The organism is Bacillus luti, assembly GCF_009739945.1.
GTDB classification, from domain to species: domain Bacteria; phylum Bacillota; class Bacilli; order Bacillales; family Bacillaceae_G; genus Bacillus_A; species Bacillus_A luti.
The window spans coordinates 4,416,653-4,433,905 of the sequence record NZ_CP040336.1 but is presented as its reverse complement, the minus strand read 5'-3'; the positions used below and the strand labels follow the sequence as shown (position 1 = coordinate 4,433,905).

Sequence of the window (17,253 nt, the reverse complement as noted above, 5' to 3'; positions counted from 1 at the left end):
TTGTAAAGTTGGATTTTTTTGTGAGAATAATGTTAAGTTGAGTTTACATTTTGTTAAGGATAGCATACAATGGTGGTGAGAGGTGGTAAAATTGACCATTTTTAACAGAGTGAAAGAATTAAGAGCTCGTTTTAATTTTTCGCAAAGTGTATTAGCAGAAAAGGTTGGAGTAACGAGACAAACAATTGCTGCAATTGAAAAAGGAGATTACGTTCCTTCTTTGTTATTAGCACTTACGATTTGTGATGTGTTCGAGCTAAAGATGGAAGATGTATTTGTTTTAAATAAGGAGGGGGAAGAGGATGAATAGAATTGGTTTTTCTTATATTATAAATGTACTCTATACTGCGTTAGCATGCTGGACATTTATTGAATTTTATAGTGTGATTACAGAATTAGCAGATATAATTAAAAACGAGAAATTTCCATTTGAAGTATGGTTTAATGGAGTGCCATTTATTTTATTATTTATTGGAGCTAGTATAGTTACAATTTTTTATAGAATTCAAAAGAAAAAATACAAGAATTTATCTTTTTGGATGTATCCATTATTATTTCCACTAGAAGATGAGCGTGAAAAAGCGATTACCGATAAAGCCTGTCGAACAACATTTGTATCATTATGGTTTGTATTACCTTGTGCAGTTGGATTTTTAACCTTTTCACCTATTATTAATGAATACCTTCCTGGATACCCGTTATATATTCTATTTTCTATTTTCTTTATTCAAATGACAGTTTTCCATATATCCCTATACAGAAATAAATTAGCTTAAAAAAAGCCTTCTTGCATTAGCAAGAAGGTTTCTTTTTAAGCTTACACTTGTACATACAGCAATATTATCTTATCATTTTATATAGAGTAAGATTTTGTAACGGAAAGGAATTGTATATGAATAAGCAAAGAATTTATAGTATAGTAGCGATCCTTCTATTTGTTGTAGGTGGTGTTTTAATCGGAAAGCCATTTTATGATGGATATCAGGCTGAAAAGAAACAGACTGAAAATGGACAGACTGTTCAACAGATGGATTATGAAAAGCATGAGACGGAATTTGTAGATGCTTCAAAAATTAATCAACCAGACTTGGCGGAAGTAGCGAATGCATCATTAGATAAGAAACAAGTGATTGGCCGTATTTCGATTCCAAGTGTTTCAGTAGAGCTTCCTGTTTTAAAATCTTCTACTGAGAAAAACCTATTATCAGGTGCAGCGACAGTAAAAGAAAATCAAGTAATGGGAAAAGGGAATTACGCACTAGCAGGACATAACATGTCTAAAAAAGGTGTTTTGTTTAGTGATATAGCCTCTTTGAAAAAGGGCGATAAAATTTATTTGTATGATAATGAAAATGAATATGAGTATGCAGTTACGGGTGTATCTGAAGTAACTCCTGATAAGTGGGAAGTTGTAGAGGATCATGGGAAAGATGAGATAACGCTTATTACATGTGTATCTGTGAAGGATAATTCTAAGCGTTATGTTGTTGCTGGTGATTTAGTAGGAACGAAGGCGAAGAAATAAAAAATAAGGTCAACTCTTTAAAGAGTTGACCTTATTTTTTACTAATCTTGAGAAATAATAGAATATTTTAGTTGGTATTTAAGTATTTTTCTATTTATGTATAATAAAGTTAGAATTCTAGATTTTGGGAGGAACAAGAGTGAAACAACAGGTGAAGAAACTTCTTTTAACAACAAGTATAGCGTTATTGATAGCTCCAATTTCAGCTTATGCGCATCCAGGGCGTACAGATGCTAATGGTGGACATACGTGTCGTACAAATTGTGAGAAATGGGGATTACAGTACGGGGAATATCATTATCATAATAAACCAGCTTCTGGTAGTGGTGCAACGAGCCCAGCACCTAGTCAAAATAATAACGGCGCTGTAGAAGCTGAAAGACAAGCAGAAGCACAGCGCAATGCTGAGGTTGAAAAGCAACGTGCTGCAGAAGCACAGCGTAAAGCAGAGGAAGAGAGGCAGCGTACTGCAGAAGCACAGCGTAAAGCTGAAGAAGAGAGACAACGTGTAGCTGAGGAACAAAGAAAAGCAGAAGAGGCGCGTAAGCAAGAAGAAGCTAAGCGCCAAGCTGATATGGAAAAAGGTCAACTTGAAGGCCAAAAAAATGGAGAAACTGATTTTAAAGCTGGTAAAAATGCTGCAGAAGCACATGTAGCTGGAAAATCGGATACATATAAACAAGCATTTACAACTGCTTATGCTGCGGCATGGTCGTTAGAAGAACAGAAAAAAACGCATTTTGAAAAAGGGAAAGAGCAGGGGTTAGCACAAGAGGTAATGGACGATAGTCAAGTTGCCCCAGAGTTTAAACCAAACTTTGAAGAGGGATTCAAAGTAGGAAATAAAGAAAGAACGGAAAAAATTGAAAAAGAGCAAGCGGAACTAGGGGAAAAGGCTGGTAAAGAGTTAGCAGAAAAGAATCCTGGGAATAGTGATAAAGATGCATACGTGAAAGCATATGAAACCGCGTATGAAAAAGGCTATAAGTCTACAAAAAAGGCAGTAGAAAAAGCTGGCTATAAGTATGCATTTGAAAACTATGATTTGAAAGTTCCTGCTAAGTATGAAAAGAATGAATCATTAAAGAAATGGTTTGTTGAAGGATTTAAATCAAATAAAAAGGCAACGGAAATTCGAGAAGAAGGATATAAAAAGGGAGATAGCTGGCTTTCATTCTTCTATAAAAATTTCGTGCCAAGTGAATATAAAGAACATAAAGAGCTGTATGAGCAAGCTATAGAAAAGGGTAAGAAAGAATAAAAAAAGATGAGGAGAAATTCCTCATCTTTTTTTATTCCATCCATTTCACTAATTTCTTAGAAATTAATAATAAAACACAACCTAAGACAATCGCGGCAGCTCCAATTACTATAAATACTTCAGAATATCCAAGTGAAGTTGTAAAGCTCGCAAGTTGTCCGCCTAAAATGTTGGCGATTCCTGAGCTTGCTAGCCATACACCCATTAATAAAGAAGCAAGTTTTACTGGAGCGAGTGCACTAACCATTGATAGCCCAACAGGTGATAAGAATAGCTCACCTAACGTATGGAAAAGATACGTAAAGACGATAAATAGTAGGTTTGCTTTTTCTGTAATGTTATGTTCATCACTACCTGTTTTTAATGTAGCCATAACGAGAATGATATAGCCGATACCGAGTAGGATCATACCAAGTCCCATTTTTGTTGGGATTTTTAAGTCCCCTTTTTTTCTAGTTGCAAGTTTTGCCCATAATGCTGAAATGACTGGAGCAAGTAAAATAATAAATAATGGATTGACCGATTGGAACCAAGATGTTGGAACTTCCCATCCGAACACAGAGCGGTCTACAAATTTGTTTGTATATAATGTTAATGAACTACCGGCTTGTTCAAAGCCAGCCCAGAAGAAGACAACAAAGCATGTTAAAATGACGATAACTGCGGTACGTTGTTTTTCTTTTTTTGTTAACGGTGTATCTCCTACTGATGGTTGTCCAGCAGCTGTTTGCAAATCGCGAGTTGGTTTTTTACCAATATCACCAAGGAAGCGATTTGATAGTGTTGTAAATAAAATTTGTCCAATGATCATTCCGATTGAAGCGGCTAAGAAACCGTAACGGAATCCGTAATGTACCACTCCATCAACTGTTGTTTTGAATAAATTTTCTGATAAAAATCCGCAAACGAGTGGAGCTAAAAATGACCCGACGTTAATACCCATATAGAAAATGGTAAACGCACTATCACGTTTTGAATCGTTCTCTTCATATAATTCCCCAACCAGTGTAGAGATGTTCGGTTTGAAGAATCCATTACCAATAATAATAAGCGCTAATCCGAGGTATAAGCCTAATTGGTTTTGCAAGGCAAATAGTGTAAGGTTACCGATTGCCATTGTTATACCACCAATTGTGATCGCTTTTCGTTTACCTAGAAAACGGTCTGTTAAGTATCCACCAATCATTGGTGTGAAATAGCAGGCTCCAGTATAAAATCCGTAAATAGAGAGTGCCCATGCGGGACTAAACCCAAGACCACCGCTTACTAAAGCTGTCGTTAAATATAATGTTAATAATCCTCGTAATCCATAGTAACTAAATCTTTCCCACATTTCTGTAAAGAAGAGTAAGTATAAACCTGGAGGATGTTTCTTTTTTCTTTGTTGTTCTCTTTCTAGTTGTATCGCTGATTCCATGTTATTTTCCTCCTGACACAAACAAAAACAAAGTTAATAATTTTGTACATTTAATATTTTACCTTATTAACTATTATAAGTCAATAAAGGTTGATTTTTCAGAAGAAATTGGAAAAGAGGGATAGCTATAGAAGGAGCGTTTCTTTTGTGATAGACTATGGACTATGTTTTCTTTGTAAGGAAGCGGATTATTGCACTTTTTTATATGTGAAATTGATTTCATGGAAGATGAAATTAAAGAAGGGGAAAGAAATGAAATTGTTACAGAAAAAAGAAATTTTACTTATTAGTCTTATGTTATTCTCAATGTTCTTTGGAGCAGGGAATCTTATATTCCCGCCTTTTCTTGGTTATGAAGCAGGAGAACATGTGTGGATTTCATTAGTAGGGTTTATTATATCAGCAACAGGTCTTCCTATATTGGGAGTTATTGCTATTGCGAAAGCGGGAAGTTTTCAAACGTTAGCGGGTAGGGTTCATTCTTCATTTGCCATTATTTTTCCGTGTATCGTGTATGTATTTATTGGACCAGGTCTTGGTATCCCACGTGCAGGAAGTTTAGCTTTTGAAATGGGGCCAGGTCAGTTCTTCCCAGAAGCGGGAAGCGTAGTTTTATTATGCTACACGGTTATTTTCTTTAGTATTGTGTACTGGTTAAGTTTATCACCGTCTAAATTAATGGGGTTGTTCGGAAAGGTTTTAACACCGTTATTATTAGGTATGATTGCTCTTATCTTTATAAAAAGCATGTTTACATCAGTAGGTAGTGTGAAAGAACCTGCTGGAAACTATGGACAAGCTCCTATGTTCCAAGGGTTTTTAGACGGATATTTAACGATGGATGCGCTAGCGGCTTTAATCTTTGGTATTGTGATTGCCAATGCGCTGCGTGCAAAAGGTATTGAAGATGATAAAGGTTTAGCGAAATATATGAGTATTGCTGGTATTGGAGCAGGTCTTTTATTATCTATTATTTATGTCATCCTTGGGTATGTTGGTTCAATTAGTGGTTCATTAGGTACGTTTGATAATGGCGCGAAAGTGTTATCACAAGTTATGACGGTATTATTTGGACAAGGCGGAGTCGTTTTATTAGGTCTTATTTTTACTATCGCATGTTTATGTGTTTCAATCGGACTCGTTACATCTTGTAGTCAATTTTTCGCAAGTGCATTCCCGAAAGTATCTTATAAAATTTGGGCGTTTATACTAAGTTTTGTTAGTATGCTCTTAGCGAATTTAGGATTAACGCAAATTTTAAAAGTATCAGTACCGATCCTTGGATTTATTTATCCAGTTGCATTAACGCTTATTATTTTAGGGTTATTCCATCAGTATATTGGAAAGTATGTATACGTATATACAGTAACCGTTGGGGCTGTAGCGGTATTTAGTGCAATTGATATTTTTAATAAAAATGTAATGATGAATGAGTGGACGTCAGTATTGAAATACATTCCTTTTTATACAGAAGGTGTTGGGTGGATTGTTCCAGCTATTATAGGTGCTTGTATTGGTGTTATCGTGAGTAGTGTTTTAAATAAGAAGAAATAAGTAAAAGGTGTTTTCCTATTTCGGAAAACACCTTTCTTTTTTTGGGAAAAATAGTATTGAAAATGAATAGACTAATGTTACTGCTATTAAAGTAAAACAATTGGTAAAAGTGTATGTGCGTGTAATAACTTACTAGGTTGGAATGATACAGAAGTCTTTTTCCTGTAGGATTAATATATTTTATTGGGATGCGTTGCTCTACATCATGTGGAAAAAAACGTAAAAAAACATTGTATTTTTATCGGAATAGTGACACAATAGAAAGAACAATTCAATATAATCTTATCGAGAGAAGTGGAGGGAACGGCCCAATGAAACTTCAGCAACCTGAAAAATGACAAGGTGCTAATTCCGAGTAGATAAGAGGGGAAAACGACAACCTTCTTATATGTAAGGTTGTTTTTTTATTAGGAGGGGAAAAGAGATGAAGCGTTTATTTTTAGCACTTGTAAGTATTGTATGTAGTTTGTTTATTATTACTGGTTGCACACAAACATCAACGGGGAATCAAAAAGAAATTAGTTTAGGATTTACACCTGGTCCGTATAGTGATCAAGTGAAAAAAGCAGTACAGCCGTACTTAGAGAAAAAGGGGTATAAAGTTAAAATTGTTGAGTTTAATTCACCAAACGAAACAAATCCAGCGTTAACAAATAAAGATATTGATGCAAACATATTTCAAAGTACTGCCTTTATGGAATCATACGCAAAAGAAAATAATGCGAAAATTAAAGGGGTAATACAAGTCCCATCAGCACCTCAAGGTGTATATTCTGAAAAACATAAATCACTAGATGATTTGGAAGATGGTATGAAAATAGGAGTACCAAATGATCCTGTTAACTTAGAGCGTGCATTACGAATTTTAGAAGGAATTGGTTGGGTGAAGTTAAAGGACAATGTAAATATTTTAACGATTTCTGAAAAAGACGTGACGTATAAAAAGAAAAATTTCAAACTGGTTCCACTTGAATCGCCGCAAATTCCACGAGCTATGAAGGATTTAGATTACGGTATTATTAACGGAAATCTTGTTATTTCATCAGGACATAAATTAAAAGAGGCACTTGAATTAGAAAAAACACCATCACAACACCGAATCATCGTTACCGTTCGTGATGAGGACAAAGAGAAAGCATTTGTTAAAGATTTAATTGAGGCATATCATTCACCAGAATTTAAAAAAATGATTGAATCTGAAGAACAGTTTAACGGTTTTATTTTACCTGATTATTTAAAGTAAAAGGAGGCTTCAATATGGCAATCTCGTATGTAGAAACAGAAAAACAACTGCTTGTGTTAGAGAAGTTAAAGGAGTTAATTCCACAGTTTGCAGGAAGAGAGCATCAGCTAAGTGAGCTTGGTTCTTTTCCTTTTGAAAATATGAAAGATTTACAGGATATTGGCTATACAAAACTAACGCTCCCAAAAGATGTTGGAGGAGAGTCTATTTCTTTATATGATTTTGTTTTATTTCAAGAAAAGATTGCCGAAGGAGATGGTGCGACAGCTTTATCAATTGGGTGGCATCTTGGAATTATTAAGGAACTTGCTGAAAATCGGTCGTGGAAACCTGACATGTTTTCCTGGCTTTGTGAAGAAGTAAAAAAGGGTGCTCTTTTTAACCGAGCTGCAACAGAGCGAAATACAGGGAGTCCTACGCGTGGTGGAAAACCAGAAACGTTAGCTGTTCAAAAAGGTGATAAGTGGATAATAAACGGGAGAAAAACTTTTACAACGATGGCTCCTGTACTTGATTATTTCATCATATCAGCCAGCATAGAAGGGCGCGAAGAAATTGGAGAATTTGTAATCCCAAGACATGAAAAAGGCGTTTTTATTGAAGAAACATGGGATAGCGTTGCGATGCGTGGAACCGCTAGTCATGATCTTGTATTAAAAAATGTAGAGATTGCTGATAAGTGTTTAACTGATATAAAGGATTCAAAGACGAAACCAAAAGGAATTGGATGGTTACTTCATATACCAGCATGCTATTTAGGAATTGCACAGGCCGCAAGAAATTATGCAATTGATTTTGCAAAATCATATCAACCGAATAGTTTAACTCATCCGATTAGTTTGCTTCCTAATGTTAGAAGGTTAGTAGGAGAGTTAGAGCTAGAACTCTTGCAAGCTCGTACGTTTGTATATCAAATCGCAAAAAAATATGATGATGTAGAAGATAAACAATCATTACAAGCGGAACTGGCAGCAGCAAAATATATTGCGACAAATACAGCGATATCAGTTGTTGATAAATCAATGCGAATTGTAGGGGCTAAAAGCTTATCTGAAACAAATCCATTACACCGCTATTATTTGAATGTTCGAGCTGGTTTGCACAATCCTCCTATGGATGATGTTACGCTTTCGTTACTGGCGGAAGATGCTTTTAAATCGAGTGAAAAGGAGTGAGTGAAATGATAACGTTACGTGATGTAAATAAGACCTTTCAAACGAAAGAAGGTTTATTTCACGGGGTGAAATCAGTCTCTTTGCAAATTGAAGAATATGATATATACGGGATTGCCGGATTAAGTGGTGCCGGAAAGTCTACATTGTTACGTACAATGAATTTATTAGAAAAGCCAGATTCAGGTGCAATCATTGTGAACGGAAATGATTTAACAAATTTATCTAAGAAAGATTTGCGAACGGCAAGACAATCGATTGGTATGATATTTCAGCATTTTCATCTTCTTCATAATAAAAATGTATTAGATAATGTCGCTTTACCATTAGAGCTAAAATCAGTTTCGAAAGAAGAAAGAGAAAATCGTGTAAGGGAATGTTTAGAGATTGTTGGTTTAAGTGATAAAGCACATCATTTCCCTTCACAACTAAGTGGCGGACAAAAACAAAGGGTAGCAATTGCTCGAGCATTAGCAAATAATCCTAAAGTACTACTTTGTGACGAACCGACATCGGCGCTTGATCCGAAAACAACACTTTCTATTTTGCAATTTTTACAAAAAATCAATAGAGAATTAGGCGTTACAATCGTAATCGTAACACATGAAATGAATGTCATTAAACAAATTTGTAATAAAGTCGCAATTATGGAAGAGGGAGAAGTTGTTGAATCATTTGATTTGTATGATCAACAATTAAAACCAACATCAGAAATTGCAAAACTCTTATTAGGTGTAGAGCAAGAAGGGAGTATTGCACATGTTCAATAACATTATCCCATTGCTTCCGGAGATTGGGACATCACTTTTGCAAACATTGTTAATGGTTGGACTTTCTGTTGGAGCCGCAATTATTTTAGGCGTTCCTTTAGGTGTTATTTTATATTTTACAAGTAAAGGACAAATTCTGGAACAGAACATTGTTCATCGTATTTTAAACGGGATTGTAAATATTATCCGCTCATTCCCATTTATTATATTATTAGTGGCTCTTGTGCCTCTTACACGAGCGATATTAGGAACAACAATTGGTCCAATTGCTGCAACGATTCCTTTATCAGTAGCGGCAATTCCGTATTTTGCAAGACTTGTAGAACAGGCATTACGTGAAGTTCCAAAAGGAGTAATTGAAGCCGCGGAAGCAATGGGAGCAACGCCGCTTCAAATTGTACGGAAAGTATTACTCGTTGAAGCACGTTCGGGTCTTGTATTAAGCTTAACGGTTTTAACAGTAAGTTTTATTTCTTATTCTGCGATGGCAGGTGTTGTCGGAGGAGGCGGTATTGGTGATTTAGCAATTCGGTTTGGATATTATCGTTTTCAAACCGACGTTATGGTAGTTACAGTACTTATGCTTGTTATTCTTGTCCAGTCTGTCCAATTCATTGGAAATCGAATTGCTGCAAAAATTGATAAAAGATAAGCAGGTAAAAAGGCTTTTGTATACATGAAAAGCAATAATTTATCCCGCTTTAATGGGCAGTAAGACCCCCACCTCAAAATTCAGCGAAAGCAAAGAAGTTAGGTGGGGGATCAACTGCCCATAAAAGTCCGATTGGTGAAGGCTAATAATCAGTGGGGGATGAAGAAAACCCCCACTGATTAAAGTTTCACTTTATTTTAGCAAATCATTGCTATATCCAAAAGTAGATGGCCAAGTGTCATTGCTTCAGCACTTGTAGGTTTCTGCCCTAGTGTAATTGTTAGTATTGCTATAAATAAGAAGAAATAAAAGAAAGGTGTTTTCCAATTTCGGAAAACACCTTTCTTTTTTTGGAAAAATAGTATTGAAAATGAATAGACTAAGAGTATGATAAAGGTAATTGGTAATATATAGGTTTCGAAAGGATGATGAGGAGGGAGCGTATGAAGGAAGATTTGGATAAGAAAATAGAAGCACTCGAAACGGCAATAGAAACGATGCAAGAAGCACTTTCTGACTTGAAAGCGAAACAAAGAGAAATAGAAGTAGAAAACGCTCAGCAACATGTTTGTAAGGAAAAGAAAGTATACATGGAAACGATAGTGGATGAAAAATCACAAGAAAGTGTAGTTGCAATTAAAGAGCCCATGCAAGAAATTGAGGAAAAACAAGTAAATATAGCTGCTTTTAAACCGGAACCATTCAATATTATTAAGTTTTGCCAAACATGGTTGCCGCGCATATTTGTCGGTATTATGTTACTCGGGGTTATTTGGTTATTTAAAGCAGGGGTAGATGCTGGTTTATTAACACCAGCGATACGAATTGTGTTTGGTATTGCCCTATCTATCGGTTTGTATTATATAGGGGACATTCAAATTAAACGAGAGCGGCAAGCGTTAGGGTTAGTGTTAGCTGGAGGAAGTATTACGGGTATTGTTTTAACGACGTTTGCGGCACATTATTTATATGGATTCATTCCAGCAAGTGTCGCGTTTATTTGTAATATTGTATGGGTTATTTTAGGCATTTATTTAGCGAAAAGATATCAATCGGAATATCTTACTATTTTCGTAGCAGTCGGAGCGTTCTTCGTGCCATTCTTGTTAAATAGTACGACTCCTAATTCGTACATTTTCTTTGGATATGAGACGATATTAACGCTTAGTTTATTATGGTATGCCTTGAAAAATCGTTATAAGTACTTATATATGATTTCTTATGCTGTTGCTGCAATTGTCCTTTTTGTTTTCTTTGCGGTTATGTCAATGTTAGTAGAGAATTTGCAAATACAATTAACGTTTGTTTATGGCTTGATTCATTTACTATTATTTTGGCATATGTTTACGGAGAGAAGTTTTATATTAGAACCACGCTTGGCGATATTTAGTGCGAATGCCGTTTTCTTTATATTAGCCATTGCAAAAATTCCAGAATTCACAACATGGGGATTAATCATTAGTGCACTTGTGCATGCTATTATGTTCGTATTTGAATATAGGCAGAATAGACACTCTACATTTACAAATCTGTTATTTGGTTTCGCCATGGGAGCATTTAGTTTAGCAATTTTATATGAATACAGTTTAGTGAATGCAGCGATCGTATTATTGTTGCAAGGTTTCCTAGGGATGATGACTGCTATTAAAGTAAAACAACAGATAAAATTGTATGTTAGTGCAACGATTTATGCGATTGGAATGATACAAACGATCTTTAGTCCGTTTGATCAATTTATTTCAGCGGGGTTTGTTGCTCACCTTATTTTAATAGGGACATTTTATTACTGCATGAAACAATCGAAAGAAGTGTTAATAAGTTTTGGAAAATATGTTTATTCTATAGCGCTCTATTCATTTATGGTTCTTGTATTCGTTACAATTACGAGAATCGGTGAAGTTTTATCTACAGATGGAAGCATAATTAGTGTTTCGGTATCGTTATTATGGATGATATATGCATTATTTGCAGTTTGGCTTGGACGGAATAAAAATATGAATGAAATATTGTATGCCGGCTTAGTCGTATTAATCGTAACGATAGGGAAGCTATTCCTTCTAGACTTACCAGAAGTATCAATGATGATCAGGGCAGTGTTATTCTTAATAGTAGGTAGTATAGGTATCGTTATTTCAAGAATGTTTTTCTCAAAAGAAGAGAAATGAAAAGAAGGCAATCCATATGCGGATTGCCTTTTTCATTATTGCTTGTTAATCGTGACAGCTTCATTATATTTCGCTGTTGTGTTTTGGCGTAGACGAAGTGTTGCTTGTCCAGTTGTAGTTGGATTGATTTGCACATTTACAATTTTTTCAGCAGAACCTAAGCTGTTTGTTGTGAAAGAAAATGCATTACTATATCCGAAAGTAGATGGCCAAGTGCCGTTTGCATTTTGAACTTTTGCTACCTGTGTACCGCCAGTAGTGAATATACCTAAAGAATAGTTGTTGTAAGTTGTATTTGGTAGTAAGTTATTCACTTGAATCTTTATTTGGAACACTTCATTGTTTGGTAGAGTGCTAGGGTGTGTAACTACGTAGTCGTTTGCTGTTACCGCACCGTTATAACCGTATGAACCTGGTTTAAAAGTATTTGTATTGAACCATTGGTAACCTGCGTTTGGCGCACTCCAAGGTTCTGGTTGTGGTTCTGTTGATAAACTTGGTTGTTCGAATGGTTGTAGAGCTGTAGGTGCATCAAGCTGTAAACCGTTAACTTGATCTAAGCTTGTAAATGTCTCTTTCTTCGATAACCAATTTACGATATTTTCTAGTAAGATCGCATCGTTTTCTTCCTTATAACCATCGTAAGTTTTCTTTGTTTGACCAGAATCTTCACGAACATATTTTGGCGATGCATCCTCAACAGGAGAAGAGTCCCCAATAAAGGCTGCTTTTCCAAGTCCTACTTTTGCGATTGCAGCGTAAGGTCCTTCTGCAACACCACCGCCATTATAAACACCACTATCAACGGCATTATTCCATTTTGACGGGTTTTCTGGAAGGTAAACAAGTCCTTTTGCTAGTTTTGGATTTGTAATTGCTAGAGTAGAACCAGCATGCATTGCTACAGATGAAACTCCTTCTGTAATTCCGAATGATTGTTCAGGTGACACAATATTTTTAGCTGCAACATCACCAATTGCATTGTAGCGGAAACGAATACCGAAGTTATCAGCTAGCCAATCAGAGCTTTCTACTCCTTGCATAGCTTGTGAATTTACTTCCTCGTTTGACATTCCTTTTGCGGGATTATCCCAAGCACCGCGTCTATATCCATTGAATACTTCAGAAGAGTCCCAACGATTTTTATTACGATCTGCATTATAATGATCGGCAATAAAGAAAATACTTCCACCATTTTTCACATATTGTAACATTGCGTCTTGTTCAGATTTTTTGTAAGGAATATTTGCTTCTGGAACGATAAATACATTGTAATCTTTTAAATCTTCGTACGTAATAGATGTTGATTTACGGAGTTCCTTTACATGATATCCGTTTTGGGCAATGCCGTTTCCGAAGTCAGAAAAGCCGCCATCAATAACCCAGTCAGCTGTTCCAGCCGTTTGACCGTGTGTATTATCAAATAATACTTTCTTCCCATTGTTTTGATTTACAACTTTTGCGGCAATTTCAGGAGCCGGATCTACGGAGCTTTCGGCATAAGTAGATGGAATGAACGAAGCTCCTATACTTAGTGTAATTGCTGCTGCTAAAGAAAATGTAATCCATTTTTTGTTCTTCATAGAAGAATCCCCCTAATAATAAATATATGTGCTTTCATAATGTAATCTATTTTTTTTAGGAAAGAAAGATAGAAAATATTAAATAATGTAAAAATAACGTTAATTTAGTTGATAAATATTTATGTGAATAATGAAAAAATCTCTTCCTAGTAAATAGGAAGAGATCACAGGTTTAACTTATTTTTGAATTAGGTGCTTCATCAATTTTATGAAACCCTTTTATGTAATACACGATAGCTAAGCCGATAAGCCAAATCGGACCTACAATTAATGCGATTCGTGTATCTTCCGAATAGGCCATTATACCTAGTACAAGTCCGAGGAAACCGAGTGAGAAATATGAACTTAATGGATGTAAAGGCATTTTATATGTTAGCTTGTCTTTTTTATCACTTGGCAATCCTTTACGGAATTTAATTTGAGCGACTAAAATAATGCCCCAAGTCCAAATTGCGCCGAAAGTTGAAATGCTAGTAAGCCATGTAAATACTTTTGCAGGAACAAGATAGTTTAATATAACACCAATGAGTAAAACGATTGCTGTTGCTACAATTCCTTGACTTGGGATACCGTTTTTATTTAAACGGCCGAATCGTTCAGGAGCTTTCTTTTGTTGTGCTAATGTAAATAGCATACGGCCTGTACTAAATAAACCGCCGTTACAAGAAGAAAGTGCAGCTGTTAAAACAACAAAGTTGATAATACCCGCTGCCTTTGCGATACCGATTTGTTGGAATGTTAATACGAATGGGCTTCCTTTCTCACCAAGTTCGTTCCACGGGTAAATTGCCATCATCACGAATAATGCTCCAACGTAGAAGATTAAGATTCTCCAAAATACGTTATCGATTGCTTTTGCGAGTGTTTTCTTTGGATTTTGAGCTTCACCAGCTGTAACACCGATTAGTTCAACTCCTAAATAAGCGAATAATACCATTTGCATGGAGAGTAGTAATCCAGAAAAGCCATTAGGGAACCATCCACCATGTGACCAAAGATTTGAAATACCAGTAGCGATACCACCATTTCCAAATCCGAATAAAATAATGCCAGCTCCAATTACTATCATACAGATAATTGTGACAATTTTGATGAGAGCAAACCAAAATTCAAGTTCTCCAAATACCTTTACGGATAAGAAGTTGAAAGCACTCATTAATAATAGAGCGAGTAATGCCCAAGTCCAACGTGGGATATCTGGGAACCAGTACTGCATATAAATTCCTGCTGCCGTAATTTCAGCCATACAAGTAACAACCCATAAGAACCAATAGTTCCAACCGGTAATATAGCCAGCTAGTGGTCCGATATAATCATTTGCATATTTACTAAAAGAACCAGCAACAGGCTGTTCAATTGCCATTTCTCCAAGTGCTCGCATAATGAAAAAAATAACGAGTCCGGCAATCATATAGCCTAGTAAAATAGAAGGGCCAGCTAGTTTAATAGCAGAAGCGGATCCTAAAAATAGTCCAACGCCAATAGCTGAACCGAGTGACATTAAAGTAATATGTCTTTCTTTTAAACCGCGGTTTAAAGTTCCAGATTTGTTTGTGTGCTGCATAAGAAGAATCCCCCTTGTAGAGTGAACGATATTTGAATGCGTTTACTAAATATTTAACTATTTCAAATTATAAAACATTTTCATCTGTTATGCTACAAAAATAAACATAGTTAACTGTACTACATCTGTACTTGTCAGACTTAAACTTAAAATTCTCACTATTAGAGAATATATTGACTCTTCTTTTTATTGATTGTTAAGATTAAGTATTATATTTTCTCACATACTAGTAAGAAAAGAATGTGTAATAATAATTCAGATGTAGGAAGGGTACATAAGCATGTTTCAATTACAAAAATATAACACTTCTGTGAAGCAAGAGCTTTTAGCTGGCATCACAACTTTTTTTACATTTGCGTATATTCTTGTCATCAATCCGAAAATATTATCTGATGCAGGTGTACCATTTGATCAAGCTTTTACGGCAACTATTATTGCGACAGTTATTGGGACGCTATGTATGGCGTTTTTAGCTAACTATCCAATTGTTATTGCTCCAGCTATGGGAATGAATGCATATTTTGCTTATTCTGTTGTTCAACAAGCAGAGGGGATTACGTATGTCATTGCGTTTTCAGCAGTATTTGTAACAGGTATCATTTTTCTTTTATTATCTTTCACTTCATTTAGGCAGAAGCTAATTGTCGCAATTCCTGATAGTTTAAAGCATGCAATTGCAGGTGGAATTGGGCTATTTATTGCTTTTATTGGATTACGCCTTTCTGGAATTATGGTGGATCATCCATCTAATTTAGTTACGATTGGTGATTTTCATTCTCCAGCCGTTATATTAACTTTAATTGGTTTAATTTTAGCGGCGGTATTAATGACATTACGTGTGAGTGGTGCATTATTTATTAGTATGCTTGTGACGGGAGTTATCGCCTTCTTTACAGGGCAACTGAAGTTTGCCGATAAAATTGTTGCGATGCCTCATTTACCAGAAGGAATTATCGTTTCCAATCCAATCAATGCATTTTCAGATGTAGTTGAATACGGATTATATGGTGTTGTATTTTCATTTTTACTCGTGCTTTTATTTGATACGACAGGTGCATTACTTGGTTTAATTAAACAAGCAGGTTTAATTACAGATAATACCGAGAAACGTTTTGGTAAAGCATTTATCGCAGATGCGATTGGCGGAACGACAGGTTCCATCTTTGGAACAAGCCCAACAGCAGCGACGATTGAATCGTCAGCGGGTATTGCTGCAGGTGGTAAAACTGGATTAACAGGTATTGTAGTTGTTGGTTTAACGATTATAACGGCATTTTTCAGTCCTGTTATCGCGTCTTTATCAAGTGTAGCTGCTATTACAGCTCCGTCATTAATTATAGTAGGTAGTTTAATGGCACAAAGCATTCGAGATATTAATTGGAATGAGTTTGAAGATGCGTTGCCGGCATTTTTAATTTTCGTAGGTATTCCGTTAACCTCTAGTATTGCGAATGGAATTGCAATTGGATTTTTAGTGTATCCAGTCTTAAAGATTGTGAAAGGGAAAGGGATGGAAGTACATCCGTTACTATACTTATTTACAATTTTATTTGGATGTCATTTATTCTTATAATATATTGGGAGAGGGGCTTCTGATGAGAGGCTCCTTTTTTGTGTATAATAAGGTGAAAATCAAATTAATTACGTAAAATATAAATTACTTAATGGAATATATATGTTACAATAAAGGCGAAGGAGGAACATGAATGGCTGTAAGTAAAATAAAAGTCGCACGTGTTCAGTTAGATTTAACACAGCAACAATTAGCGGAAAAAGTAGGGGTTACAAGGCAAACGATTAGTTTAATTGAAAAGGGGAAATACAATCCGTCTTTAGATTTATGTTTAAAAATTTGTTATGCGGTAGATAAAACATTGAATGATTTATTTTGGGAGGAAAAGGAGTGATAAGGTGAAAATCGTGAAAGATGAACGTTTAATGATTGAAGGATTAAAACATATTAGATTAGTTTTCATCTTACAAAATATTGTCATACTAGGTATTGTTTTTTATCGTTACGTTTTGCAAGATGCAGGATATGAAAGTATTTCGGATTTATTAATGGTGTTTATGGGCGGGATAATAGTTATTAACTTTTTAAATCTGAAAAATTCAGTGGAAGTGTATGAGCATACAGGGGGAGTATCGCGTCGTTATTTCATGAAGCTACTATTAATTCCGGTAGGGGTTGTTATTGGGATTTTAGCTATTTGTATCATTATAACACCAGATATTTCGATAAAGGAAATTAGTATAACAGCACTTATAATGTTTGCTTGTTTTTTAGTTCCTAGTTTATTTATATACATATATATGAAAAAGATAAAAAGTGAAGATTAAACTATAA

General features: G+C 35.4%; 16 protein-coding genes and 1 riboswitch. Of the genes, 13 read left to right on the top strand and 3 right to left on the bottom strand.

What is annotated here, in order from left to right; all coding sequences use genetic code 11:
- Positions 1-91 precede the first annotated feature (91 nt).
- From EUC40_RS22530 to EUC40_RS22515, 4 genes are all read left to right on the top strand, one after another.
- Positions 92-310, top strand: coding sequence for a helix-turn-helix transcriptional regulator (locus EUC40_RS22530; protein ID WP_071710279.1), 219 nt, complete (start codon positions 92-94; stop codon positions 308-310).
- Positions 303-776: a DUF2178 domain-containing protein gene (locus EUC40_RS22525; RefSeq protein ID WP_156576659.1), complete on the top strand. Its 474-nt coding sequence runs from the start codon at positions 303-305 to the stop codon at positions 774-776. Before EUC40_RS22530 ends, EUC40_RS22525 begins: the two co-directional genes overlap by 8 nt.
- Before the next feature lie 116 nt (positions 777-892).
- Positions 893-1,525, top strand: coding sequence for a class A sortase (locus EUC40_RS22520; RefSeq protein ID WP_156576658.1), 633 nt, complete (start codon positions 893-895; stop codon positions 1,523-1,525).
- A gap of 139 nt (positions 1,526-1,664) precedes the next feature.
- Positions 1,665-2,786, top strand: coding sequence for a YHYH domain-containing protein (locus EUC40_RS22515; RefSeq protein WP_156576657.1), 1,122 nt, complete (start codon positions 1,665-1,667; stop codon positions 2,784-2,786).
- A gap of 31 nt (positions 2,787-2,817) precedes the next feature.
- On the opposite strand, the gene EUC40_RS22510 is transcribed toward EUC40_RS22515, so the two are convergent.
- Positions 2,818-4,203 (bottom strand): peptide MFS transporter, encoded by a 1,386-nt coding sequence (locus EUC40_RS22510; protein ID WP_156576656.1) that lies wholly within the window; start codon positions 4,201-4,203, stop codon positions 2,818-2,820.
- 252 nt (positions 4,204-4,455) lie between these two features.
- On the opposite strand from EUC40_RS22510, the gene brnQ1 reads away from it, so the two are divergent.
- The 6 genes from brnQ1 (at position 4,456) to EUC40_RS22480 (ending at position 11,759) form a co-directional block, all read left to right on the top strand.
- The gene (gene brnQ1, locus EUC40_RS22505; RefSeq protein ID WP_425278196.1) at positions 4,456-5,757 is read left to right on the top strand and encodes a branched-chain amino acid transport system II carrier protein BrnQ1; all 1,302 of its coding nucleotides are present in this window, start codon (positions 4,456-4,458) and stop codon (positions 5,755-5,757) included.
- A gap of 279 nt (positions 5,758-6,036) precedes the next feature.
- Positions 6,037-6,123: riboswitch (SAM riboswitch) on the top strand.
- A gap of 58 nt (positions 6,124-6,181) precedes the next feature.
- Complete coding sequence (locus tag EUC40_RS22500; RefSeq protein ID WP_156576654.1) at positions 6,182-7,000, top strand: MetQ/NlpA family ABC transporter substrate-binding protein; 819 nt, start codon at positions 6,182-6,184, stop codon at positions 6,998-7,000.
- 14 nt (positions 7,001-7,014) lie between these two features.
- Positions 7,015-8,175, top strand: coding sequence for an acyl-CoA dehydrogenase family protein (locus tag EUC40_RS22495; RefSeq protein WP_156576653.1), 1,161 nt, complete (start codon positions 7,015-7,017; stop codon positions 8,173-8,175).
- 5 nt (positions 8,176-8,180) lie between these two features.
- Positions 8,181-8,942 (top strand): methionine ABC transporter ATP-binding protein, encoded by a 762-nt coding sequence (locus EUC40_RS22490; RefSeq protein WP_156576652.1) that lies wholly within the window; start codon positions 8,181-8,183, stop codon positions 8,940-8,942.
- On the top strand, positions 8,932-9,594 hold the full coding sequence (locus EUC40_RS22485; protein WP_017560983.1) for a methionine ABC transporter permease: 663 nt from the start codon (positions 8,932-8,934) through the stop codon (positions 9,592-9,594). The genes EUC40_RS22490 and EUC40_RS22485 overlap by 11 nt, the downstream gene beginning before the upstream one ends.
- Positions 9,595-10,037: 443 nt before the next feature.
- Positions 10,038-11,759: a DUF2339 domain-containing protein gene (locus EUC40_RS22480; protein WP_156576651.1), complete on the top strand. Its 1,722-nt coding sequence runs from the start codon at positions 10,038-10,040 to the stop codon at positions 11,757-11,759.
- Between the two features lie 35 nt (positions 11,760-11,794).
- Here the strand turns inward: EUC40_RS22480 and EUC40_RS22475 are convergent, their stop codons facing one another.
- Both EUC40_RS22475 and EUC40_RS22470 read right to left on the bottom strand, forming a co-directional pair.
- Complete coding sequence (locus EUC40_RS22475) at positions 11,795-13,342, bottom strand: DNA-binding protein (RefSeq protein ID WP_156576650.1); 1,548 nt, start codon at positions 13,340-13,342, stop codon at positions 11,795-11,797.
- Positions 13,343-13,514: 172 nt separating this feature from the next.
- Positions 13,515-14,906: an amino acid permease gene (locus EUC40_RS22470; protein WP_156576649.1), complete on the bottom strand. Its 1,392-nt coding sequence runs from the start codon at positions 14,904-14,906 to the stop codon at positions 13,515-13,517.
- Positions 14,907-15,186: 280 nt separating this feature from the next.
- On the opposite strand from EUC40_RS22470, the gene EUC40_RS22465 reads away from it, so the two are divergent.
- The 3 genes from EUC40_RS22465 (at position 15,187) to EUC40_RS22455 (ending at position 17,246) form a co-directional block, all read left to right on the top strand.
- On the top strand, positions 15,187-16,479 hold the full coding sequence (locus tag EUC40_RS22465) for an NCS2 family permease (RefSeq protein WP_156576648.1): 1,293 nt from the start codon (positions 15,187-15,189) through the stop codon (positions 16,477-16,479).
- A gap of 133 nt (positions 16,480-16,612) precedes the next feature.
- On the top strand, positions 16,613-16,813 hold the full coding sequence (locus EUC40_RS22460) for a helix-turn-helix transcriptional regulator (protein WP_000301182.1): 201 nt from the start codon (positions 16,613-16,615) through the stop codon (positions 16,811-16,813).
- A gap of 4 nt (positions 16,814-16,817) precedes the next feature.
- A complete protein-coding gene (locus tag EUC40_RS22455) occupies positions 16,818-17,246 on the top strand; it encodes a hypothetical protein (RefSeq protein WP_156576647.1) in 429 nt (142 codons plus the stop codon).
- The last annotated feature ends 7 nt before the right edge of the window (positions 17,247-17,253 follow it).